The sequence below is a fragment of the Lysinibacillus sp. C5.1 genome, assembly GCF_016350185.1.
GTDB classification, from domain to species: domain Bacteria; phylum Bacillota; class Bacilli; order Bacillales_A; family Planococcaceae; genus Lysinibacillus; species Lysinibacillus sphaericus.
Genome location: NZ_CP066226.1, coordinates 3,257,551 through 3,283,321 on the forward strand (window position 1 = coordinate 3,257,551; position 25,771 = coordinate 3,283,321).

Sequence of the window (25,771 nt, forward strand, 5' to 3'; positions counted from 1 at the left end):
TAAAACTTGCATCTAGTCGTCTACAGTCGAATCGCTCCTCATTGAGCACTTTTATGAATTTGTAATTTTAACAGTTTTTTGTGAAATTATTTTTCCGTCTTTATCATAAGCTAAAAACTCGATGTCGCCATTGACTTTAAAGTCAACCATAGTTTGAACATTTTTCGTCAACATAAACACACTATCGCTGCGCTTTTTAAGATCAAATTGAACATCACCGCTGACAGAGGAATAACGAACAACGACATTTGCAACATTTGGACAATTACTATCAATTCTTGCATTCATCGTAATATATCCTTTTCGGATGGATACTGTCGCTTCCTCAAATAAATCATCAGGGTTGATACAGCTTGAAGGCGCAGTTTTACATAGAATCGCATCAATTATTTTTTGAGCGACCTGATGGAACTGGTAACTATCAATTGCATGATAATATGTGCCACCTGTTTCCGTAGCCATTTGTGTCAGAATTGCCTCATTAATTTGGTTTTTCTTACCCATACTTACAGTGTAAATTTTGATGCCTTTCTTTTTCGCATCATTAATTACTTTTGTCATTTTTGATTTACTTGTTTTTCCATCAGATACAACAATAATGGATTTAGAAGTTTTTGTATCATTTGAGAATTTAGTAAGAGCTAATTCTATACCCGTAAAAATATCTGTAGCTCCCTTATCCGTCGATGTACGATACAGGTCTTTCTTTAAGACATTATCTGTACTGCCTTCACCTAATACAGTTGCACTTGTGTTCGTTTCAATGACAATATTATTTTTCGCCTGAATTTGATTGATTACTTCCATCATTTTTGTACCGCGATAATTCGTTTGGTCGATACGTTTCATAGAAGAAGAGTAATCAACTACATATGCGACTTCAGTTGCTAAACTACAAGCATTTTTACTAAAGTAAGGATTTGTAAAAATTTCTTTTGTAATCGTTTTATCTGTAATAGACTTCAATATTGTTGCATAACGTGGGTCAACTTTATTGACAAGAGTAGCTTCTATTTTAGATTTCCCATAAATAATCGAGTCAAAGTAAGCGACTGCAGTCCCTGGCCCACCTGTATTATTCAAATAATCCGAAGTATTTGTGACAAAGGATGCCGTTTTTTCTACACCATCAAATTTGATTTTTACCGTTCCTTGATAATCCGTAATTGGTTCTCCACCTGGACGAACTAACGTTACCATAACTTGTGTATATCGGTCCTTACCAGATGGTCTTGCCGCAGCATCTGCACTTTCTTTTAACGCCTCAACACGTTTTTTATAAGCTTCTACTTGTCCTAGTAATTTACCGCCTTGGTATTTTAATAATACGGTACGTTCATAATTACTTAAGCCCGTTAATATAGCATAAATTTTCATAACACTATCATAATGCTCTAATGTTAAATTCTTTTCTTCTGGCATATATTTTGGACTCATTAACTGAATAATCGTACCTACTGGATTGATATTTTCCACTTGTGAAGCAATATTATCATCGATTCCTTGGATTCGATAAATTGGACGACCATCCTCTGAAATCATATACATAATCTCAGTCTTCGCTGGTGTCGTCACAGAATCTTTTAAACGCTCGTTCAATATTTTTTCAAATAAATATACAGAGATATTATAGTTTTCAAATTGTAAAATCGCATTCTCATATCCAAGAGCAGGATACTTCGGATCGGCGCCACCATATTGTAAATACATATTTTGTACAACGCCTAGAGAATTGGTAACATTTGTTTGTTGTCCAATACTAAAACGCTTTTCATCTGCATCAGGATTTAATGGCACGGGACCGTAAACATCAATTACATTTTCAGTGAAAAACTCCGGTGGCTTTTCATATTGTACATAAGGCGGTGTTATAGTACCATTGTCATCTGTATTCGTTGGGTCATACACTTTAAAGTCAATGCGTAATTCTGGCTGTGGTGCGTAACGCACGTGTGCATTTAATTTTTCTCCAACCAGACACTTCATGCTAGGGTCTGTGTTGTTAATAAGTTCAAAACTAATCGTATCACGTACTGATTTTGTAAGCTTTTTCGCTTTAACAAACGCTGTTACAGTTGAACCGTCCGATTGAACGTTGCGAACAGCTTCACCAGCTGAATTGACAATATCAGCTCCCTCTGAAGACGTTACACGGAACGTATAGGACTTATCATCAGCAATCGGGTCACCGTTACATGCCTTTAAAGATACTGTAATCGGCGTCATATCCTCACCGTTTGCAATTAAATCTGGTTTTTCAACTTCAATACTTTGCAGAGCATTATTGACATAGTCAGGACCTGTAAAATCACTATCATTATCCTTCGGTTCTTCAAACTCTCCGCTATTCGAACCCATAAAGCCTGCTGGTAAAGTTACTTTATCATTATCACGACCTGCTGCAGATTTTTTCAAACCTAGGACAGCAAAGGAACCGTTTTGTACACTACGATATAAAAACTCGGCTGCATCACCACGAGATAGTTTCGTAGAGGGATTAAAATCAGCAAATGTTTTTTTGCCTGTATTGCCAGTTGAAATATCATTTGTATATAAATATTGTACTGCCTGTGGTTCATCTAAATCTAAACCTTTAAATGCAGCATATATACGTGCAAAGTGACCTCGTGTAATGGCTTTTGAACGATTTGCCATTACATGTGTACCTTCGAATGGCAAATATAAATCACTATAAAAATTATAGGCAACACTTTCGTTATATGATAACGCATAGTTTTTATCAAGCTTTGCAAACATTGTGACAAGCTCTCGCTCAGTTACTTGCTCGTTTGGCAAAAAGTTATTCGCACCATTTAATGCTAATAAATCATTATCAACTGCCCAAGAAATAGCTTTGTATTTACTATCAGTTGTCGGCACATCTTGAATCGTTGTAGCAGCTAGTGAGACCATTGGTGTTACAGTCATAAAGGCTAGTACAAAACAGGCCAATAATAGCAATGCCTTTTTCGCATATTGCATTCCTTTCAGTCCTTTCATTAGTTAAAGAATAATATATCATCTCGGTAGTTTTGTTTTAAATCATTCTCTAAATAGTTTAAGAATCGCTCAAGCACAGCAGATGCTTGGGCACGAGTTAATGGTTGGTTTGGATTAAATCGGCCCGTTACAGGGTCGCCTGTCATAAGACCAAGCTCATGGACGATATAAATACCATCTCTTGAATAGTTAGGAATTTGTGCATCATCTTTAAATTTTGTAACATAGCCAGGATCTGGCGCTTTGTTTTCAAGCCCTAATGCACGGACAAAAATTGCGGCAGCTTGCGCACGTGTAATCGCATTATCTGGTTTGAAATAATCTGGTGTCACACCTTTAATAATGCCTTTGTTAACTGCCGATTCAATATAAGCATAATCTTTCATCGTACGTTTAACATCTTTAAAGACACTTGTTGATGTTTTTTTCGTATTCTTTTCTTCCATTACACGCAGGTCAACTGCTTTACCAATTGCGATAGTAAAGTCAATTCGTTTCATCGGCGTATTTGGTGAAAAGAAATTACTTGTATCGGAATAAATCCCTAATGAGTATAGTTTTTCGATAGCAGCTTTTGCATAATGATTCGACAAGTCACGGAATTTCGGAATAATAAGACGTTCGATTGTCGGCGTAAATTCTGTATTTAAATCCACTTTGCCTTTTTGTCCAGAAGCTAAATCATACGTATATTCTGAAATTACGTCCTTTTCACTAACGACCGCATAGCCTCCATCAAAGCTTGCTAAACTGCCTGGATTTTCCTCATAATTGAGCACGCGTGATTTGCTTGTTGATAGACGATTTTTCACATGGCTTGTTGTGCCATCACTGTACGAATAAACAGATTCAGTAATTTGCGTTTCAGTTGCTCCCCAGAAATTTTCGTACCCTGCATGACGACTATCCGTTTCTATTATTACTGTATTTGTTTTTGCGTTCTTACCAGAGCCTGTCTGAAATGTATATGTTTTTCTTGAAATAACATTTCCTGAATAATAATCAGATGCTGCGCGGTTATCTGTTACAGTTCCTTGTGAAAACTGGTAGTCTGCTAATGTATACGTTATTTTGCCGACTACAATTTTCTCAGAGTACTTTTTCACAACACCATTCGATGTCTTTTGCCCAATCGTAGCATAGTTAACAACATCTGATTCATAAGCTATATTTCTTGTTAATGTCGCGCCATTACTTGCTGTTAACTTTAAATTATACGTTTCTGTTAATTTCCCTTTGGATTCTTTTTGAGTAATTTTAATATCTTTACTCGTCCCTTTAAAAATAATGGGTGTTCCAGTAATGAACACGGCTTCTTCGTATGTATATTCATTTTTTACCGCACCAGTTGTTTCCACCGATGTGGCAGAAGCATCTGCTAGTATGCTGATCCCCATAACGAACACCATCATTAACGCTAACAGCACTTTCAATACATGTTTTCGCATCTGTTTTTTTCCCTCTCTTTCTTCCCTTGCATATGCACAGATGAAGCTATCCCTACATAGAGAGATAGCTTCCATCTTATTAATCTACTAGAATGAAATGTGCCTTTACAAAGCGGTCAGATAGTACGACTAAACGATCGGAAGGTTTCAAATCAGATGGTTGAATAACTTTCCCTGCTTTAATAAGCGTCGCTTGATCAATATTCATATCAACCATTTGGCCTGCCTCATACCAACGACCATTTTGCCATTGACTCACACTTTTCACATTAATAGTAGCTGGATATGTCGATTTTACTGACTGAAGTTTACCTACTAGCATTAATGGAGCAACTGGTTTTGCATTATTTAACATGTGAAGAGCTTGTACATGCCCGTTGTTCACATAGAAGTAACCGTAATCCCCTTCTGATAAATACAGTTCAATATCTGGCATTACACTATATGTTTTATTGCCATCATCAACCTTTGCCTTTGTCGTATTACTCACAGATAGTACAGTCTTATCTGTTTTCTTGAACACATTTGATTCGATTTTCATTGCATCATCAATTTCAATTAAATAGCCATCCGCTTGAGTTAAACGTCCATAATATAATTCATGTGATGCTAAGTTTGGTGACATAAAGCTATCGCTTGTTACATCCACCACTTGTGCATAATGATCACGAGCAGTACCGTCAGTAATAACAAACGCAGTACCATATGCTAATAATCCTGTTGGTTGAACAAAACGGCCATTGCGAATTAAAATTGATCCATCATGGAAGTACAGCGTGCCCGCATTTTTCAGCTTTAATAATTGGTAATCTGTATCGACTGCAATCATTGGCTCATAGTACGTACGTTCATTATTTTTCAATACAACAATCTTCTCAATAACCTCTTTACCAAATTGCTTCACTGTCGCGTAATATGCTTCACTACCAATATAATTTTTCAACTGACCTTTTTCTATTTTCGTATTGCCAACGTAAATAGGAACCTTTGTAGAAAAACTCATTGTAGATAGTGCAGTTGTTGACGCTGTACCAAATTGCCAGTTCACAAAGGCATTTTGATTTTTAACCGTTAATTTGTTCGCATTGATATTAACCGATTGTATTTCACCTTTGTAAAGATTTTCAACTAATGTTCCTGTCTCACTAATATCTACTTTTGTCACAATCGAAGTACTTGTATTTTTCAGATGAAGCTTTACACGATCTCCTACATACAGTCCACTAATATCAACTGATGAGGAAGCTTTTTGAAACGCTGTATCCTTATTCAAATAATATGTAGTTTCTTTACCGACATCTGGCTTTACCATAATGAACATACCATTAGGATCAATGCTTGTGATTACGCCAGCTATCGTTTTAGGATTTTGTGCGACTGTTGTTGTTTCCTCAGTAGTATTGGAAGTACCACGAAGTTCCACTACACTACGTAGCGAGATTTCAGCTTCTACTTTCATACCTAGTTTAAAACCTTCAATCGTTGTTTCCGTATTATTGATGTACAGGCGGGCACTATTGCTAATATTGTATGTGACTTGGCGACCACTCGCATTTTCTAAAGTGATTTTACTTAGCTGTTTTTCTACTTGCCCACTTGCATTCGTATATTCTGAATAAGTTACATCTACGAAGGTTCCTGTTACTAACTGTGCGGCCTGAACAGTTGGTAATGATGGTAAACTAAATACCATTAAACATAGAACGATCAATATGTATGGAATCTTCTTCAACAATTCCCGCCTCCTTATAAAATTGTTATTTATCAATAGTATATCGTATTATTGGTAGTTTTTCTTATTCAAAAAGTTACATTTTCACATGTTTTTCTATTTTTTCGAATCTACCATAGACATAAAGGAAGAGGTAGCTTCCAATTTCAAGCTACCCTGCCAACATCATACTTGGATATCAATTGTATGTCCGGCTGTTGGATGTGGAGCATCTAACATTTCAACTAACTGTTCCGTGTTTTGCTGTTGCATCTCCATCGCTTGCTTTGTAACAGCTAAAGAGACATTTTGCATAAGATTTGATTGATTCATTGCGATAGATAAAGCTGCAATATCCATTCTAGTCCACCTCCTATTTCATTTATCGGCTAATTTTAGCGTTCATCAAGCAATTTTCTTATATTTGTCCATAACTTTCATGCTAGTAATTAAAAGTGTCAAAGCTCTTTTCATGAAAAATAATAACGACGAAATGCTTGCACATAAAAACAAAAAAACATCTACTGTGCTACATAAGACGCAATAGATGTTTTTAGTTTACATTTTATTTTCAATTGTTTGCCAAGCTTCTTCAAAACCGATGCCTTTTTCTGAAGAGAACACAATGAGCGGATCATTTTTATCCATATCTAATGTTTCCTTGACAACTTTTTTATGCTTATCCCACTTACCTTTTGGAATTTTATCTGCCTTCGTTGCAATAACGATACAAGGAATACTGTAATGTTTTAAAAAATCATACATCATACGATCATCAGCAGTTGGAGGATGACGTAAGTCTACAATTTGAACGACCGCTTTTAATTCTTCACGGCCCGTAATGTAACGTTCAATCATTTTCCCCCAAGCTTCACGCTCGGTTTTTGAAACTTTGGCATAACCATATCCCGGAACATCGACGAAAAACAGTTGTTCTTCGATTTTGTAAAAATTTAGCGTTTGTGTCTTCCCGGGTTTAGAAGAAATACGCGCTAACGCTTTACGTCCAATCATTCTGTTAATGAAAGATGATTTCCCAACATTTGAGCGACCTGCTAATGCAAATTCTGGCAGTCCATCTTCTGGGTATTGGTCCGGTCTTACTGCACTTATGACCATTTCGACATTATGGACTTTCATTTCTTTAAAAACCTCCGTCTAGTGCAATTGCTAATACTTCATCAGCAGATGACACTAGTTTAAATGTTAAATTTTCGCGTACACTTTCAGGAATATCTTCAATATCACGTTCATTATCTTTTGGACAAATGATCGTTGTTAAGCCTGCTCGGTGTGCACTTAATGTTTTTTCTTTCAAACCGCCAATTGGTAGGACGCGACCACGTAATGTAATTTCACCTGTCATGCCTACTTCACGACGAATCGGGCGATGTAAAATCGCAGAAACTATTGCTGTTGCCATCGTAATACCTGCTGAAGGGCCATCCTTTGGTACTGCGCCTTCTGGTACATGGATGTGGATATCATGTGTCTCGAAATATTCCGAATCCACATGAAGTTCTTCTATTTTTGTACGTACATAGGACAATGCAGTTTGTGCCGATTCCTTCATAACATCTCCGAGTTTCCCCGTTAGCTGTATTTTTCCTTTACCAGGAGTTAAAGAAACCTCGATTTGCAACGTATCACCACCAACGGTTGTATACGCTAGCCCAGTTGCCACACCAATCTGATTTTCCTCTTCTGCTTGTCCATAGCGGAAACGGTGTTTTCCAAGGTATTCGATAACCGATTTTGAACTTACAGTAACACGTTTCTTTTCCCCAGACACAATAACTTTAGCGATTTTACGGCATAGCGTTGCGATTTGACGCTCTAAGCCACGAACCCCCGCCTCACGCGTATAATAGCGGATGATATCCAGCACCGCTTCATCTTTGATAACAACTTGTGTTTTCTTCAAGCCGTGTTCTTTTAATTGCTTTGGTATCAAATGATTTTTTGTAATTTGAGCCTTTTCAATTTCTGTATAGCCAGCAATTGAGATAACTTCCATACGGTCCAACAAAGGCCCAGGGATTGTACTTAAATCATTGGCTGTCGCAATGAATAAAACGTTAGATAAATCGTATGGTTCTTCAATGTAATGGTCGCTAAATGTGTTGTTTTGCGCAGGGTCCAACACTTCTAGCATTGCCGCTGCAGGGTCTCCTCGGAAATCATTAGACATTTTATCGATTTCATCAAGTAAAAATACCGGATTAATCGTACCTGCTTTTTTCATCCCTTGAATAATACGACCTGGCATAGCACCAACATACGTACGACGATGTCCGCGAATTTCAGATTCATCGCGCACGCCGCCTAAAGAAATTCGAATAAATTTGCGATCTAAACTTTCTGCAATTGAACGTGCCAATGAAGTTTTACCTACACCTGGAGGGCCAGCTAAACAAAGAATTGGACCACGTAATGAATTTTTTAACTGACGCACAGCTAAATATTCTAGTACACGTTCCTTTACTTTATCTAACCCATCATGATCGCGGTTTAAAATTTCCTCAGCATGCGTAATATTCATTCGATCCTCGGTTGCCTTTGTCCAAGGTAAGGATACTAACCAGTCAATGTAATTGCGAATAACACCACTTTCCGCGCTAGCACTCGGCAATTTTTCATATCGATCAAGCTCTTTTAATGCCGCTTCTTTTGTCGAATCAGGCATGCCTGTTTCATCGATTTGTTTACGCAATTCCGCAACTTCACCAGTTTTTCCTTCTCGATCCCCTAGCTCTGTTTGAATAGCTTTCATTTGTTCGCGTAAGTAATATTCTTTTTGCGTACGCTCCATCGATTGCTTTACTTTCGTATTAATCTTCTTTTCAAGGTCCAGCACCTCTTGTTCATCATGCAAGCGAATAATTAAATGATCTAAACGTTTTTTAACATTTAACATTTCTAAAACTTCTTGTTTATCCGCAATTTTGATTGGTAAATGAGAGGCTATAATATCAGCAAGGCGGCTTGGTTCTTCAATATCAGCCACTGTATTAATCGTTTCTGTCGTGATTTTGTTGGAGGATTTAGCGTATCTTTCAAAATACGTTAACAATGTACGCATTAAGGCTTGCGTTTCCACATCTTTCTCAACTTTATCCTCTTTTACATCAATATCAACAACTGTAAATTTCTCTAATGCTTGATAATTAGACCAAGTTGCACGCGCAACACCTTCAACTAAAATACGTAGTGTGCCGTTTGGCAATTTAAGCATTTGCTTTACATACGCCATCGTACCGACTTGATATAAATCCTGTTCTTCTGGCTGTTCATCGTGCATTTCTTTTTGTGTCACCAATAAAATCAATTGGTCCTCTAACATTGCTTGTTCAAGCGCCGCTACAGAACGATTTCTACCCACATCAATATGTAACACCATCGACGGGTATACTAAAAGTCCACGTAAAGGCAATAATGGTACATTTGTTGTTTTTTGAATTGTTACCATGCGGGTATTCACCTCCGTCAAAAATTTTCTTGTTCACAATCCCGCGCTTCTAGTATGTGTTTAAAAAACCGATTCACACTATCTATTCAAACGAGCCAAAAATTTCATCTATTTACAGTCGCCGGCTTTATGTATGAATAAAAAGCTGACTCTCGATATGTGCGAACATTGCACAATCGAAGTCAGCTAAGTTACTCTTTTTCTCATAACAATAGACAGCTTTGTCTGTTTATTATGCTGAAGTTTTTGTGTCGCTACCTTCATCGAGTTCAGTGCCATCTTCAAGAAGCAATTTCGGTTTCTCTTTATCCGTAATTGTTTTTGCCGTAATGATACATTTTTTCACGTCATCACGTGAAGGTAATTCGTACATTACTTCAAGCATTGTTGACTCAATAATTGAACGAAGACCACGTGCACCTGTTTTACGCTCAATTGCTTCCTTTGCAATTTCAGAAAGGGCACCTTCATCAAACTCAAGCTCAACACCATCTAGTTCAAGCATTTTTTGATATTGCTTCGCTAGCGCATTTTTTGGTTCCGTCAAAATTTGTACAAGTGCAGCCTCATTCAATTGTTCTAGGCTTGCAAGTACTGGCAAACGACCGATGAATTCTGGAATTAGACCAAATTTCAACAAATCTTCAGGAATTAATTTCGACATTAATGAACCTTCGTCCACTTCAACTTTATTAGGATCTGAACCGAAACCAATCACTTTTTCACCTTGACGACGTTTAATGATGGATTCAATACCATCAAATGCTCCGCCTACGATAAATAAAATATTTGTTGTATCAATTTGTAAAAACTCTTGGTGTGGATGTTTACGTCCGCCCTGAGGAGGCACACTTGCAACAGTACCTTCTAAAATTTTTAGCAATGCCTGTTGGACACCTTCTCCAGAAACATCACGTGTAATCGATGGATTTTCTGATTTACGTGCAACTTTATCGATTTCATCAATATAGATGATCCCTTTTTCTGCACGTTCGATATCATAATCTGCTGATTGGATTAATTTTAATAAGATATTTTCAACGTCTTCACCTACATAACCAGCTTCTGTCAAAGAAGTAGCGTCTGCAATTGCGAATGGAACGTTTAATATACGTGCTAATGTTTGAGCTAATAATGTTTTACCGCTACCAGTTGGGCCGATTAACACAATGTTCGATTTTGCTAATTCTACATCATCAATTTTACTGTTTGTATTGATGCGTTTGTAGTGATTGTAAACCGCAACCGCTAAGGCTTTTTTAGCACGCTCTTGTCCAATAACATACTCATTTAAAATCGATAAGATTTCTTTCGGTTTCGGAATATCTTGGAAATCGATTTCTTCCTCAACACCTAGTTCTTCTACAACGATTTCTGAACAAAGTTCGATACATTCATCACAAATATAAACACCAGGACCTGCAACTAATTTACGTACTTGTTCCTGCGGCTTCCCACAGAATGAGCATTTTAAATTGCCTTTTTCATCATTAAATTTGAACAATATGTTTCACCCCTATTCAAGCTACAATCTTACAAGATTATTGAATCATTATCAAATAAATTGATTGCAACATTTACGTCATGGCGCAAATGCATCTAAATTTTGAATTATTTTCAAGTCTATTCAAACGATCTACCAGTTAGCTAAGTAATTGCAGCATTTGCGCAAAAACATTAATGGCTCCCTACTTGCTGTTCTGCAAATAATTCGTGTTGATGCGAGCTTTCAGACGAACCCATGACAACTGTCTGATTTTTCAGCTTCATTTTCGAGGTTTTAGCTCCCTCAGTCGTAAAACCTAAGTGCGTTCTTCTTCCATTTTAACGGAGACACTATACTACTGCTACTTGTCGGCTTTACTACAATGAAGTTAAAGTTTAGCATCGTGTAAAAAATTAAACAACAATACTATGTATAAGATATTAACTAAAGTTGCCTCCAAAAGCATAACAGTTAGTAAAAATTGGATTTTTTCATTCCTCGACCTTGAGAGGTTGGGGCCCCTTTAGTCTAAACTAAAAAGCTATGTGTGATAAAACAAGGCACGGTTTAACGCCGTACCTTGTTTTCTTAATTTTTCTATCTAGTTACGTTAAAAAATCTTATTCAGTAATTTTAGCGTTTTCTACTAAAAATTCAACTGTTTTTTGGATTTTGATATCATTTTCAAGAACAGCAGTACCGCCTAGTGCACCAGTAATTTGTTCTTTCGTCATATTGAATTGAGCTGCCATTTTTTCTAATTCAGCTTCGATGTCAGCTTCAGTAGCTTCAATTTTTTCAGCGTCAGCGATTGCTTCAAGTGTTAATGAAACACGTACACGGCTTTCAGCTTCTTCTTTCATTTGACCACGTAAATCTTCTTCTGATTGACCAGAGAATTGGTAGTACAGCTCTAGGTTCATACCTTGCGTTTGTAAACGTTGACCGAACTCTTGTAACATGCGATCTGTTTCAGAGTTAACCATTCCAGCTGGTACTTCAAACTCTGCATTGTCAGCAGCTTTTTCTACTAATTCATCACGAAGTGTAGCGTCTGATTCAGCTTGTTTTTGTGATGCTGTTTGTTCTTTAATTTTTGCACGTAATGCTTCTACGCCTTCAACTTCTGGATCTAATTCTTTTGCAAACTCATCGTTTAGCTCTGGAAGTACTTTTGTTTTTACTTCTTTTACAGTCACTTTGAAAGTAGCTTCTTTACCAGCTAATTCAGCAGCGTGGTATTCTTCTGGGAAAGTTACAACAACGTCTTTTGCTTCGCCAGCTTTCACACCTACTAATTGCTCTTCAAATCCAGGAATAAATGAGCCTGAACCGATTTCTAATGGGTAATCTTCGCCTTTTCCGCCTTCAAACGCTTCCTCACCTACAAAACCTTCAAAGTCAATTACCGCTGTATCGCCTTCTACGATCGCTTCATCTTCTTTGATTTCAAGTTCAGCTTTACGAGCTAATTGCTCTTGGATTTGCGCTTCAACTTCTTCGTCTGTTACTTCAACTGGAAGTTTCGTAACTTCTAAGCCTTTGTAGTCGCCAAGTTTTGGTTCTGGTTTCACTGTTACTTGTGCAGTGAATGAGAAATCTTGACCATGTACGAAGTTTTCTGTACCAGAAATTTCTGGGTAATCAACTGGCATAATACCAGCTTCGTCGATTGCTTTTGCATAAGAATCTGGAACGATGATTTCTAAAGCATCTTGGTATAAAGATTCAATTCCAAAACGTTGTTCAAACATTTTACGAGGCATTTTACCTTTACGGAAACCTGGTACGTTAATTTGTTTTACAACTTTTTTGAATGCTTGGTCCATCGCTGCGTCTACTTCTGCAGCTGGTACTTCAATTGTTAGAGTACCGATATTACCTTCTTGTTTTTCCCATTTTGCTGACATGTATAAATACCTCCAAAATAATCTAATTTCAATCACGCTTGACGTAATTGCGTCCGGATTTGTTTGAAAAATCCGCAACATATGCCAGCGACTTAACATTTAGCTCAAGTTTTCATACCCTACTAGAAAGTTAAAGCCATTGACATTAAATCCGCCTACTCATGTGAAGTAGAGGATTGGGTTGATCAATTTTAAATGTTAGACAATTTATTCGTAACTACGATTTTGACAACCATTTTAGTATATCATAGATGCGTATAGTTTCAACTTATTTCATACTTCATGGAGTTCTGTTAGTTTTTCTAACATTTGTAAAAAGTCAATGATTTCATAGTCCATTTCCTGAACCTTACCAAGCATCGATTGTACAAAATCTATATAGCTATATGCAATATCATCGGCTTCAAAAGGAAACCATTCAAATGGATAAGTAACAATAGCATGCTTAGCCATTAAATATTGTACCATTTCCAACGTTGATGGGTCTTGTTCTAATTTAGATTCGATAATTTTTTTTATGTCATTATATTGTTTTAATTGATTTGGCAGTGCCAGATGTATTGGATTGACCGTTTTTGTTTGTTTAAATTTTGAAACGATGATATCAATCGAAACTTCTTGCTCAACAAGTAATATTAACGCAAGACTTTGCACAAATGGGTGGATATCAGCACATTCGATAATAGCCTTTAAGGGTTTTTTTAATTGTCGTACATTCGTATCCATTAAACGATGCAGTCGCAACGATTGTTCATTTGGTGTTAGTGCACTAAACTTCTCCAAGTCATATTCTTGTTCTTCAATAAGTTCTTGTACAGCCTCTCTTTGTTGAAGCTTTTTAGCCACTTCACTATTTATACTTTTTAAGCGTTCGAATTTTTCTAGTTGTGCTTCAGGAAGTACTTTTTCTTCTATCAAAGTAGTTATTATGGACTCCACTTGATGGTATTCCTTCAATTGCATACATATTGTAATGTATAGTTCCATTACTTCCACATACATTGAGGTGCCTAGAGCTAGCAGTTGTTCACACACTTCTTTTGCCTTCACATAGCCCTTCAGCTCATATAAAGCATAGGCATAGGCACATAAGGCTTTTTCATCTCCACTTTCATATAAAAACGCCTTTTCAAAGCATGCGACCGCATCTTCATATTGGTATTTTTCCGCAAACATATGACCCTCTCGAATTAATGTTTGGATGGCACCAGGAAAAACAACAATATTGTCATGTTTAATAACATGACGCTTATGCTTTGTCATTTTCTCACCTCTTTAGATTTACTAATTGTTTATTTTTAACAAAAACTATTGAATTTCTATTCATATTTTGTAATAAATTGAATTATAATTAATAATACCCATATTTTTTCATTCATAACAGACATCGCTATATTCATTGTCAGCAAGACCAATACAAGTTGTTCATAAGGAGTGTAATACATGCCATTAATGGATACAATCATGGAATTTGATAGTCGCATCTCCCCCGTTTTTGAGGAATTATCTATTAAAGTTATATCAATTACGACAGCACACGGTCCGCTACAAGATTATTCAATTGACTTTGAATTTTTTACACAGACAAAATTAAATACATTTACAAAAGAAGCAACGACACATATTACAAGTATGCATGGGAATATTCCTGGCTCCATCTCTATTGGCCATCAACATCAAGCGTCACTTTTTATTATTCCCCAAAGCGTTCATATTGAATGCAACTATAAACTTTTGCAAATTGACACTAATGATATGAAACGTATTTTACAGCATCCTCATCCCACTCTCTATTATAGTGAGTGGCTTTTAGAGGCCATCAAAAATGCTAGTATCCTTATGGAATTAAAAACAAATCAAAATACAATGATTGAATGGCCACTCGGCATCAAATCGGCTGTTATTTTATAGGAAGCAAAACTAATTCCGTTTATGTATATCGAGTATAAAGTGATAATAGGGTTGTTTGACTTCTGCCTACAATAGCGTTTCCCCTCTCCCATAAAGTGAAACATACGAAGAACCTTAAACTACGCTCTCACATAGGGAGAAACTTGCAATGAAAATAACATCATAAACGTTAGGACGAGCTAAACTCCTGTCTTATACATTAAAACTACATTTAACCGAGCCTTGGGCATACTACAAGTATGTCTTTTTGTCGTGCATCAACGATGGTTGTCCAGCCTTTGCGCTATTATCATATCAGCTTTCTATAGATTGCGGTATTCCTATTGTGAAAGTAACCATTAAATAATTCGCTACAGACAAATTTCTTGAGTAAAAATGTATAATGAACGAGAGATTTATTTTTGGAGGCATTCATCATGGAGATTAAAGAAGCATTACAAACATTTTCATCTATGACCCTATCAGCACGACAAGCATTTTTTAACAAGGAGGGCGAATGGCTACTAAAGGAAATGTTAGCGCATATCGGTTCAACAGACGCAGAACTTCGCGATCACCTTATCTATAGAATATTTATCGACTTATTGAGTGATAATTTACTAAGCGCTCAGCAACTACAATATTTATTTGACACGGCAACCGGTGAAGATTTCTTATACGCTAACATTGGAGAACAAATGACGGATAGTGTTTTCACCCGCTCTTTTTCAGCTTTACTAGTAGCGAGCATTTTGGCAAAAGATGGTGAACTCCTTATTTTAGATGACGCAAGCTTACAATCTTTCTTTAAAAAAATAGGGCGTTATTTGTTACTTGAAAATGATACAAGAGGTTATATAGAAGGTAAAGGCTGGGCACACAGTGTTGCACACGGAGCAGATTTAGCGGCAATAACAATTAAACATCCGAAATTTGATTTGCAACACGCTCCTTCTATTTTACATGCATTCAAACTAGTAACTTGGAAAGATGTTGTTTTTATCAACGACGAGGAAGAACGCTTAGTCAATATAATTGAAGCATTATTAGCAAGGAATTATTCTGAGGAAGCACTATCCGAATGGGTAGAGCAAGTTTTTGATAAATTCGAAATGCATTTAGTAACACAAGGCTATAATCAACGCTTTTTTAGTGGGCGTACTTGTACATTGAACGCAATGAAGACTTTGTATTTCGCGTTAAAAATGAATAACCTAGCACCAAAACTTCAAAACACACTGTATTTGCAAATTGCAAAGTGGTTGAAGCTCGGTTCCTAAATGAAGGACAGAACATCCAACGCATTTGGATGTTCTTTTTTTCGAATACTAATATTAATATACTAATATTTGTTAATTTTTCAAATCGTTTAATTATGTTAACATAATTTCAACAATGTTCCAATATACCCCTTTATAATCATCCCTTACATAGAAAATTTATCCTTACAGGTACCTAAAACCGACTTTTCTTATACTCCTTTTTTAGATAAAACGCAACTAAAATGTATCAAAAACACAGTCGCATCATGGACTTTATTACAAAACATCGTCTAAAATGTGAAATGATAATTTTCACAAAAAATTTGTTTACTTAGTTAAATACGACAAACGCAGTATTTTCAACGTTTATACAGTGTTAATTTAACAAAACCTTAAAATACCAATAGTAAAATAGCTTTTTTTGTTCAAAAAATGTTCATAATCACCCCCTATTCATTATCAGTTCTATAATTAAATATTTTTTTTTCTGGTGCTGCGGGCGTATAATCCTATATGCAAACAAAGACATGATGCGACCATCTACATTGAAGAATTGTCCATTTTATGGTGCATACATCATCATGTTTGTGAACGCTTGCAAAAGACCAATCATTTACTAGACTTAATGCTTCATATTGAACCATGCCATTGTCATTGTTAATGCAAACGTATTTGATTGGTACATCAGATAAAAGAGGTGACCTCAATACCCACTATTTATAAATGTGAATCAATACTACTACACATGAAATTTATGAATAGCCGTTTTATAGAAAGGAGTCAAACATGAATAAAAAATTTAGCTTAATGTTATTAGCATTTGGCGCTATCGCAATCCTTTCTGGTTGTGAACCATTAACTGTTTTCAATCCAAAAGGACCAAATGCTCAAACATTATCAAACACAATTATTTTATCCATTATTACAATGGCAGTTATTTTACTAGTCGTGTATGTGCTTTTTGCATTTATGCTAACAAAATACCGTGCATCAAAAGCTTCTGCCGATTATGAGCCACCTCATGAAGAAGGTAGTCATGTACTAGAAATTACATGGACAGTTATTCCTATTATTATCGTAGCATTCCTAGCAATTGTTACTGTAAAAACTACTAGTACGGTAGAAACAACACCAGAAGGTTATGACAATAAAGAACCACTAGTTATCTATGCAGCATCTTCAAACTGGAAATGGCACTTCAGCTATCCAGAGCAAGGTATTGAAACTGTGAACTATGTAAACATTCCAACAGATCGTCCTATTGAATTCAAACTGTATTCATTCGGACCAATTACAAGTTTCTGGATTCCACAGTTAGCGGGTCAAAAATATGCGATGAGTGACATGTTAACAACTATTCACCTTGCAGCTGATGAAGTTGGCTCATTCATGGGACGTAACTCAAACTTTAATGGTCGTGGATTTGCGGAAATGGAATTTGAAGCACAATCTATGACACAAGCAGACTTCGATCAATGGGTTAAAGACGTAAAAGCGAACGAAAAACCATTAACTGAAGAAAAATTCAAAGAATTATTAGCAGCTGAACATGTAGGTCGTTCAAGCTACTCTTCTACTCACTTAGATTTCAGCCCTGCACCAATGGCACATGGTGATATGGATATGGGAGGTATGGACCATGGTGACATGGACATGTCTGACGAAGATATGAACCATGAAAATATGGACCATTCCAAAAAAGATGCCGAAACACATTCACACTAATTTCCAAATTTGAAAGGAGCGCATCCTATGAGTATGGAAGAATTATTCCATCCACTGCAAGAACCGATGATTTTAGGCGCAGCTATTAGTATCGTAGTTGGTGCAGTAGTTGTCGTAGCAGGCCTTACGTATTTTAAAAAATGGGGCTACTTCTATAAAAACTGGCTATCAACAGTCGATCATAAAAAAATCGGTATTATGTATATCGCCGTTGCACTTTTAATGCTATTCCGCGGTGGTATCGACGCACTTTTAATGCGTGCACAAACAGCAGTCCCTGATAACGGACTACTTGATGCACAACACTATAATGAGATTTTCACTACGCACGGTTTAATCATGATTTTATTCATGGCGATGCCATTTGTTATCGGTTTAATGAACATCGTTATTCCATTACAAATCGGTGCACGTGACGTTGCGTTCCCACGTCTAAACGCTGTCAGCTTCTGGGCATTCGCAGCAGGTTGTGGTTTACTGAACCTATCATTCATTATTGGTGGTTCACCAGATTCAGGTTGGACAGCTTATTTCCCATTAGCGGGTACAGAATTTAGTCCAACTGTTGGGAACAACTATTATTCTTTAGCACTACAATTATCAGGTATTGGTACGTTATTGACTGGTGTTAACTTCATCACGACTATCTTTAAAATGCGTGCTCCTGGTATGACTTTAATGAAAATGCCAATGTTTACTTGGTCAATTTTAATTACAAACGTTATTATCGTATTTGCATTCCCAGTATTAACTGTAGCACTTGCATTAATGATGTTAGACCGTCAATTCGGTACAAAATTCTTTGCGATGACAGATGGCGGTATGGACATGCTTTGGGCCAACCTATTCTGGGTTTGGGGACATCCTGAAGTTTACATCGTTATTCTTCCTGCCTTCGGTATTTTCTCTGAAGTCATTGCAACATTTGCTCGTAAAAACTTATACGGTTACAAATCAATGGTAATGAGTATGGTTGTTATTTCATTACTATCATTCTTAGTATGGGCCCACCACTTCTATACAATGGGTCACGGCGTTATGGTAAACAGTGTATTCTCTATTACAACAATGGCGATTGCTGTTCCAACCGGGGTTAAGATGTTCAACTGGTTGCTCACAATGAGGCACGGTAAGATTCAATTTACTACCCCAATGCTTTATGCACTTGGCTTTATCCCGATTTTCACAATCGGTGGGGTTACAGGTGTAATGCTCGCAATGGCAAGTGCCGACTATCAATATCATAATACGATGTTCTTAGTTGCCCACTTCCACTATGTATTAATTCCAGGTACAGTATTTGGTGTACTTGCAGGTTACCACTTCTGGTGGCCAAAAATGTTCGGTTTCCGTTTAAATGAGAAATTAGGGAAAGCTGGTTTCTGGTTTATCGCTATCAGCTTCAACGTAGCGTTCTTCCCTCTATTCATTTTAGGTTTAGATGGTTACGCTCGTCGTATGTACACTTACTCTGAATCTACTGGTTACGGTCCACTTAACTTGCTATCGTTCATCGGTGCACTTGGACTTGCAGTCGGCTTTGCGTTAATTTGCTATAACATTTACTACAGCTGGAAACATATGCCACGTAACGAAAAAGCAGATGTGTGGGATGGTCGTTCATTAGAATGGGCTACTCATTCTCCAGTTCCTGAATACAACTTTGCAGTAGTACCAACAATTACACGTTTAGATGAGTTCTGGTTTGCGAAAAAAGAAGGTCGCGATATTACTGCAGGTAAAATTGAGAAAATCCACATGCCTAACAACACAGGTACACCTTTCTGGACAAGTGGTTTCTTATTCCTAGCAGCATTCTTCGCAGTATTTAGTCTTTGGATTCCAGCCATCATCAGCATGCTTGTTGTATTTGGCTTCATGGCTCATCGTTCATTTGAAGATGATCATGGTCGTTACATTTCAGTTGAAGAAATTATGGAAACTGAAAAAAGTTTGAGAGGTGATAAATAATATGAAAATCGATTCTTCACTTCCATTAGAATATAGTACAGAAGAAAACCGCTTAAAGATTTTTGGATTCTGGGTTTTCCTTGGCGCCGAAATCATGTTATTCGCTACACTCTTTGCTGTTTACTTTGTGCTTCACAATCGTACAGGCAGTGGCCCGAATGGTGCTGAGATTTTCGAGTTAACACCAGTATTACTAGAAACATTCCTACTTCTAGCAAGTAGTTTTACAATCGGTCTTGGCGTTCATGCTATGCGCCTTGGCAACAAAAAAGCAATGATGACATTCTTCATCATTACACTTATCTTAGGTCTTGGCTTCTTAGTTATTGAGATTGACGAGTTCGTCACTTATGTTCATGAAGGTGCAACAATTACAACAAGTGCATTTTTATCTTCATTAATGACTTTACTTGGTACGCACGGTGCCCACGTAACATTTGGTCTCTTCTGGGGCGTTGCAATTTTAATCCAAGTAGCAAAACGTGGCTTAAACCCACAAACGGCTAACAAAGCGTTTATCTTCTCACTGTACTGGCACTTCCTAGACGTAGTTTGGATTTTCATCTTCAGCTTCGTCTACTTGAAAGGACTGATTAGCTGATGAAGGAACTATTCCCAAAACAACATGTGATGGGCTTCGGCTTCTCACTATTATTAACAATTATCGCTTTAGCAGTTGTGAAATTTGATATGTCTTACAATATGGCATTTGCAATCCTAGTAGTGACTGCACTTGCGCAAGCAACTGTTCAATTAGTATTATTCATGCACATCGGTGAATCTGAGGATAAGAAAACGTTATATACAACAATTCTATATTCAGTATTCGTAGCTGTTGTGACAATCCTTGGTACATTATTTGCAATGATCTGGGGTTACTAATAAAAATGGCCGAGAAAATGATCCTCATTTTCTCGGCTTTTAAAGTACAACAAAAAAGCCAGTCTCGAAAATATCGAAACTGGCTTTAGTTTGTTTAAAAATAGTGAACTTGCTCTAGGCTGTTATACGTTCATTAAGTTCGTATTAGCGAACGATTAGCACATCACATGTAGCTAAACGGACAATACGCTCCGCTACTGAACCGATGACCATTTTTTCTAACTGATTTAAGCCTGTTGCACCACATACAATTAAGTCTACAGTAGGCAGTTGCGTAAGAATGCTTTTTGGTGAACCCGTTTCTACAACAGCCAATACCTCTGTTACGCCGGCTGTTTGAGCCTCTAATCTTAACTTTTCGATTTTAGTAAGATGTTCCGCTTTCAATTTCTCTGCATACTTTAAGTCATATGCAGTGATAGCACCAAACGACTTCGTATCAATCACATTCACTAGTTGTAATGTTGCGCCATATTCTTTTGCCAATTTTACCGCACGCTCACACGCTTTCAACGACTGTTCAGAAAAATCTATTGCTACAGCGATTCTTTTATAATTCGTAGCCATCATTAATCCCCCTCATCTTTTCTTACACATTCAGAGTTTTCTCAATCATTATATCATAAAGAAAATGGATTCCCCCTTCTATCTGTAGCATAACTAGTAAAATAAAGATATTGACCGTCTACTACTATATCTCGATTCAGCCAAGACTCGAAATAACCCATTCACAATATGCCCTTTCCAAATATGTTCCAATACGCTATTATGTATGTATTTAACTATACGAAGATAGACAAGGAGAGGCTAATGGAAGAAGTTAAAGTCGTCTATGCATTAATTAAAAATGTCGATTATCATATATTAATGGTTCATAATCATGAAGGGCATTGGTCGCTTCCTGGTGGAAAAGTGGAAACAGATGAAACGCTGATAGAAGCTACAATCCGTGAAGTCCATGAAGAAACAGGTTATCTAGTAGAAGTAGGTAAATTACTCGCGGTAAATGAATCAAAATTAACAAGCAGGAATCATCACGCTTTATTTTTCACTTTTGAAGCGCAAATTATAAGTGGGGTTGAAGAAATAGCATTGCCCAATGAAATAACCAACATCGAATGGGTACCTATTGAAATTGCTAACAGTAGAATGCCTTATTATAGAGAAGGAATTGACAAACTTTATGAAAATCACGCGCTCTACTACGACCAAGGTACAATCTAACAAGCTGGCATTTAACGATACATGACCACTATAAATTAAAAAACTATTTTAAGAAGATTTGTCACTAAGTTCATAGGCATAATAAAAGCCACTACTTTTTAAAAGTGTGACTAGCGTAAAACAATTGGTGTAAAGACTAGTGAAAATAAGGGAGAACTTTATCAGTCACTACCTTTTCGCCAACTTCTATCCATTTACTTTTATCATGTATATAGCCATCCTTATCAAGCGGTGTTTGGAATTGGCTCGCTCCCGTTGCATCTAGCAAAGAGCCCTCATCATAATCCAATCCGACATTCGTTACATGTTTAATAACGAATGGGTTTTGAAAGCGAATTTGTGCATCATAAAAATCTAGTTCACCTTGCGTTACAATAAAAGGCACTCGCAAATAGATGGTTTCTCCACCCTCACTCGATAAAATCGTATCAAAACTTCCTTTGTGATACTCCCAATTGCCTCCAATTGTAAAACCATGTCTTTCTATATGATCACGTAAGTAACCAAAGCTTATTTCTTTTCCGACGATATTAGATTCAATTTGTAACAATTAGATACCCTCCTTTGCTGTTGATTGCAGTCTATCCTAAAGACACGAAATACAAACAAGTTTATTCATAGTGTTTTTTATTTCTTTATTCTAAACTCGATTTATTTAAGCAAAGTTAAGTTCTCTGTTTGCATAAAACCATTTCCAGAAGTACAGATACGTTTTAAGCGCTTCTCTACGCTCCCTATTACCTTTTCTCTTCATATAAAGGGAAAGAATCATTCAACGTTTAAAAGAGCGTATACATGCTGTTAGAAAGCTTCAATGAATAGGTTTATTGTCAGTCATCTCAAAAGACACTGAAATAAAAAAACTGTAGACAAATCCCAAATTGCTTTGAGTTTGCCTACAGTCTTAAGCATCGTTGAAGATGCCTATCGTCAGTTTAATAAAAATTAAAGTTTAACGATGTTTGTAGCTTGAGGTCCACGTTGGCCTTCTTCTACAGAGAATTCCACTTTTTGACCTTCGTCAAGTGATTTGAAACCGTCACCTTGGATAGCTGAGAAGTGAGCGAATACATCGTTTCCGCCTTCTACTTCGATGAAACCAAAACCTTTTTCTGCGTTAAACCATTTTACTGTACCTTGTTGTGTCATTTAAATGACCTCCATTAATTGTATTTAATAATATCCGATTTCCTCAAAAGAAAAAAATTCACATATTACAAAAAGTACCGAACAAATAACACGATTACTCTTTGTAACATGTGAATTCATTGTTTCTTCGCAAACGATCTTATTAATTTCATTATATACTACAAAATTTCTTTTGTCTAGTGCTAGTATAAACAACTTTCAATTTCTTTATTCATATTCTTTTAAATCTTTTCAAAAGAGGCTGGGACATAACTAAAAAAATTTAAGGTACAGAGGAAAGGTGTTCATACATTTTTGCTATATGAAGAACTTAGCTATTCTTGCTTTTGCAATAAATAAAACAATAGAAGGGTTCACTAGTTGTTGGTAGCGGATGCTCAGAACAACACACAATGTAAGACGCGGGCATTCCGCGCGTTAGCAAGGGTTGCGGCTTACGGTGCTGAGCGGAAAGCACCGCTGTAGCGAACAAACAATGGCGCAGCAAAAAAGGTGTTAGATTGACTGCCATCAATCTAACACCTTTTCTCTTTTGTCCCAGCTTCTGTTCACTCTTTATTATTTCTCATTAAACCATAATTGGTCTTGATTATCTACATCACCATTATAATTAATACATATTTCTTCCCCAGCCTTAATGTCTTTGAAAGCAAAGAAATCAAATGTCTGGTTTCTAAAATTAATCTCATAAGTTGCATTTGGTTCATAAGAATGGTTAAACAACATCCCATAACCAAGAAGAATTGCAGATTGACCTATACCATATTCAAAAGCATAATCAGCAAGCAATGTTTGCTCGATGTATTGATGCTGTTCATTTGGATAAGAAATGACTGGTGCTTCATGCAACAGCTCTCCTTTTTGGATATCGCACGTAGCAAATACCCCTCTATTGAATTCTCCATCACTTAATGGAGATGTTTTAATTTCTATCATATTCGTTCTCCTACTCACTATTAAAATATACTTACAACTGTACCATTAATTTAGTCCATGAGCTCATTTTTTTAATCTTTTAGGCAATTTTTTTCAATTTAAATCCATTTACGGTCTTTTAAAAGACAAAAAATTAGGTAATCTAATGCTTCTGGTTAGCTATTTTCATTGCAAAAAAATCGTGCAGCACATCACCATTCAAATGCGCTACACGAAATATAGTTTGTCAAATCAATTTTTAGCATTGTTTTTTACTAGATGATGAAGTATAACCACTATGATTATTAAGCCAATAAAAGTACCTGTATTATCTGACTCAATAGCAAAAAATGTAGGAAGAACAAATAAATTGAGTATAAAGATGAATGTCGCCATTATCAATAAAAATCGATATATCATTTTATTAATCGCTCCTTACTGTTCTGTTCCCAAAGCATAGCTATCAGCTCTTTAACCAGTTCTAGCTTAGACAAAGGGAATTATTGAACCCAATAATCGTAACGACCCTTCACTAATCCTTTAGCAATAATATAATCGCCTGCGATTACTACATTGTTAAATGTTTCATAACTACCTGTTATATTTAAAGATAAATGCTCATATATTTTGGTCACTTTTTGCTCGTTTCCATTGATATGAATTGTATCATTTACTTTTAGCGGGAACTGAATCGTTATTTTATGGTCGTGCACTTCACTTGCTAAATGATAAGTTAGCTTATTATTTACAAGTGCATAGCTAAGAACTCCTGCTAGTTGTTTGCCTCCAGTAATTTCATCATCATTTACTAGTTGCATATAGCCTTGCCAGCGATTACTAGCAGTCGGTGAAAACTCGGCTAAATAGTAATCTGGGGCTGTTTGTGATAAGGAAATCTTTTTCGTTGCATCAAATAAAATGTTCGACGGTTCAGCTAAACTTAGTAGCTCTTTGTCCATGATTGGCGTTTTGGATAAAGCACTTGCAGGGAGGTATCCATATATTTTATTTGAAGACACGTAGGCACGACCATCTGCTGTTGTGAAATAGACTGCAACAGATGTGCCCGTCTTTAATGATTGACTTTGCCAGCCAGGACGAACGGATACATCAACATTTTCTTTTACATATTGAATAGTTCCTTCAGGTAAATTGGAAACATAGTCTTGCGGTACATATCCCCATACATAATCAATTGTTGAATCCGTTCTTGGATTGTATTCTACTTTTACATAATCTCCACTTAGCTCGACTACTTTAAAAACAGCTCCATATGGCGTATGCATAATAGTTTTTGCTGAACTACTCGGGGCTTCTTTAATAGAAACGCCTTTTGCTGAGCTTGAAAATATAGGTGTTCCAACCGTAAACTTTTCACCTGCTACTTGTTGTTGAATAGCTAACGGAACATCCTTGTAAATCACTAAATTGGTTGCTTGTACACGATAGCCGCCACTCATCTTGTATACTTTGCCAACAGTCGAATACTCATGGCCGTATACACGATAAAATTCTCCTTTCTTGACAACGAGTGAGGTGAACGTGCCATCAGCATTTTTTTTATATATTTTCACATCCTTTGAAAAGGTCAACTTACCTGTTTGCCCTTTTGTAATTTCCGCACCATCCCAAATAACCTGTGCTTTTATATTTGATTGAAAGCTTAAGCATATTATTAGCGTAAAGAATACTATCCATTTTTTCATAAACACCATTCGCTCCTTTTTAT

21 protein-coding genes are annotated in these 25,771 nt (G+C 36.5%); 7 read left to right on the forward strand and 14 right to left on the reverse strand.

Translation table 11 applies throughout. The features are described 5' to 3' along the window. Window positions 1–51 precede the first annotated feature (51 nt). From I5435_RS15925 to I5435_RS15965, 9 genes are all read right to left on the reverse strand, one after another. Window positions 52–2,982, reverse strand: a complete 2,931-nt coding sequence (locus I5435_RS15925) for a VWA domain-containing protein (protein WP_337982580.1) — start codon at window positions 2,980–2,982, stop codon at window positions 52–54. Between the two features lie 17 nt (window positions 2,983–2,999). Then, entirely contained in the window at window positions 3,000–4,448 is a 1,449-nt protein-coding gene (locus I5435_RS15930; protein ID WP_337982581.1) for an S-layer homology domain-containing protein, read from the reverse strand. Window positions 4,449–4,527: 79 nt separating this feature from the next. Further along, entirely contained in the window at window positions 4,528–6,180 is a 1,653-nt protein-coding gene (locus I5435_RS15935) for a hypothetical protein (RefSeq protein ID WP_025220186.1), read from the reverse strand. 165 nt (window positions 6,181–6,345) lie between these two features. Further along, window positions 6,346–6,519: a YjfB family protein gene (locus I5435_RS15940; RefSeq protein WP_080653334.1), complete on the reverse strand. Its 174-nt coding sequence runs from the start codon at window positions 6,517–6,519 to the stop codon at window positions 6,346–6,348. A gap of 198 nt (window positions 6,520–6,717) precedes the next feature. Beyond that, complete coding sequence (gene yihA / locus I5435_RS15945) at window positions 6,718–7,299, reverse strand: ribosome biogenesis GTP-binding protein YihA/YsxC (protein WP_231784823.1); 582 nt, start codon at window positions 7,297–7,299, stop codon at window positions 6,718–6,720. Window positions 7,300–7,303: 4 nt separating this feature from the next. Then, window positions 7,304–9,628, reverse strand: coding sequence for an endopeptidase La (gene lon, locus I5435_RS15950; protein WP_024363209.1), 2,325 nt, complete (start codon window positions 9,626–9,628; stop codon window positions 7,304–7,306). 232 nt (window positions 9,629–9,860) lie between these two features. Then, window positions 9,861–11,132 carry an ATP-dependent protease ATP-binding subunit ClpX gene (gene clpX / locus I5435_RS15955; RefSeq protein ID WP_024363210.1) on the reverse strand — a complete coding sequence of 424 codons (1,272 nt, stop codon included), beginning with the start codon at window positions 11,130–11,132 and terminating at the stop codon, window positions 9,861–9,863. 602 nt (window positions 11,133–11,734) lie between these two features. Beyond that, window positions 11,735–13,024: a trigger factor gene (gene tig / locus I5435_RS15960; protein WP_024363211.1), complete on the reverse strand. Its 1,290-nt coding sequence runs from the start codon at window positions 13,022–13,024 to the stop codon at window positions 11,735–11,737. Window positions 13,025–13,297: 273 nt separating this feature from the next. Beyond that, window positions 13,298–14,287 (reverse strand): DUF3196 family protein, encoded by a 990-nt coding sequence (locus tag I5435_RS15965; RefSeq protein WP_024363212.1) that lies wholly within the window; start codon window positions 14,285–14,287, stop codon window positions 13,298–13,300. A 180-nt stretch (window positions 14,288–14,467) separates the two neighbouring features. On the opposite strand from I5435_RS15965, the gene I5435_RS15970 reads away from it, so the two are divergent. The 6 genes from I5435_RS15970 to qoxD all read left to right on the forward strand — a co-directional run bounded on the left by I5435_RS15970 (window position 14,468) and on the right by qoxD (window position 20,754). Beyond that, complete coding sequence (locus tag I5435_RS15970; RefSeq protein WP_337982582.1) at window positions 14,468–14,935, forward strand: hypothetical protein; 468 nt, start codon at window positions 14,468–14,470, stop codon at window positions 14,933–14,935. Window positions 14,936–15,351: 416 nt separating this feature from the next. Next, the gene (locus I5435_RS15975) at window positions 15,352–16,194 is read left to right on the forward strand and encodes a DUF2785 domain-containing protein (RefSeq protein WP_337982583.1); all 843 of its coding nucleotides are present in this window, start codon (window positions 15,352–15,354) and stop codon (window positions 16,192–16,194) included. Between the two features lie 768 nt (window positions 16,195–16,962). Continuing rightward, entirely contained in the window at window positions 16,963–17,901 is a 939-nt protein-coding gene (gene qoxA, locus I5435_RS15980) for a cytochrome aa3 quinol oxidase subunit II (RefSeq protein WP_024363215.1), read from the forward strand. 27 nt (window positions 17,902–17,928) lie between these two features. Next, on the forward strand, window positions 17,929–19,872 hold the full coding sequence (gene qoxB / locus I5435_RS15985) for a cytochrome aa3 quinol oxidase subunit I (protein ID WP_024363216.1): 1,944 nt from the start codon (window positions 17,929–17,931) through the stop codon (window positions 19,870–19,872). A 1-nt stretch (window position 19,873) separates the two neighbouring features. Continuing rightward, on the forward strand, window positions 19,874–20,473 hold the full coding sequence (gene qoxC / locus I5435_RS15990; protein ID WP_024363217.1) for a cytochrome aa3 quinol oxidase subunit III: 600 nt from the start codon (window positions 19,874–19,876) through the stop codon (window positions 20,471–20,473). After that, on the forward strand, window positions 20,473–20,754 hold the full coding sequence (qoxD, locus tag I5435_RS15995) for a cytochrome aa3 quinol oxidase subunit IV (RefSeq protein ID WP_024363218.1): 282 nt from the start codon (window positions 20,473–20,475) through the stop codon (window positions 20,752–20,754). The genes qoxC and qoxD overlap by 1 nt, the downstream gene beginning before the upstream one ends. Window positions 20,755–20,898: 144 nt before the next feature. Here qoxD and I5435_RS16000 read toward each other — a convergent pair whose 3' ends face one another. After that, window positions 20,899–21,321, reverse strand: coding sequence for a universal stress protein (locus I5435_RS16000; RefSeq protein ID WP_025220191.1), 423 nt, complete (start codon window positions 21,319–21,321; stop codon window positions 20,899–20,901). Window positions 21,322–21,564: 243 nt separating this feature from the next. Between I5435_RS16000 and I5435_RS16005 the strand changes: the two genes are divergently transcribed. Further along, complete coding sequence (locus I5435_RS16005; RefSeq protein ID WP_025220192.1) at window positions 21,565–21,978, forward strand: NUDIX hydrolase; 414 nt, start codon at window positions 21,565–21,567, stop codon at window positions 21,976–21,978. 136 nt (window positions 21,979–22,114) lie between these two features. Here I5435_RS16005 and I5435_RS16010 read toward each other — a convergent pair whose 3' ends face one another. From I5435_RS16010 to I5435_RS16025, 4 genes are all read right to left on the reverse strand, one after another. Continuing rightward, the gene (locus I5435_RS16010; protein ID WP_025220193.1) at window positions 22,115–22,528 is read right to left on the reverse strand and encodes a YugN family protein; all 414 of its coding nucleotides are present in this window, start codon (window positions 22,526–22,528) and stop codon (window positions 22,115–22,117) included. 395 nt (window positions 22,529–22,923) lie between these two features. Further along, on the reverse strand, window positions 22,924–23,127 hold the full coding sequence (locus I5435_RS16015; protein ID WP_024363221.1) for a cold-shock protein: 204 nt from the start codon (window positions 23,125–23,127) through the stop codon (window positions 22,924–22,926). A 558-nt stretch (window positions 23,128–23,685) separates the two neighbouring features. After that, window positions 23,686–24,063, reverse strand: a complete 378-nt coding sequence (locus I5435_RS16020; protein WP_024363222.1) for an SET domain-containing protein — start codon at window positions 24,061–24,063, stop codon at window positions 23,686–23,688. A gap of 479 nt (window positions 24,064–24,542) precedes the next feature. After that, on the reverse strand, window positions 24,543–25,748 hold the full coding sequence (locus I5435_RS16025; protein ID WP_337982584.1) for an SH3 domain-containing protein: 1,206 nt from the start codon (window positions 25,746–25,748) through the stop codon (window positions 24,543–24,545). Between the last annotated feature and the right edge of the window lie 23 nt (window positions 25,749–25,771).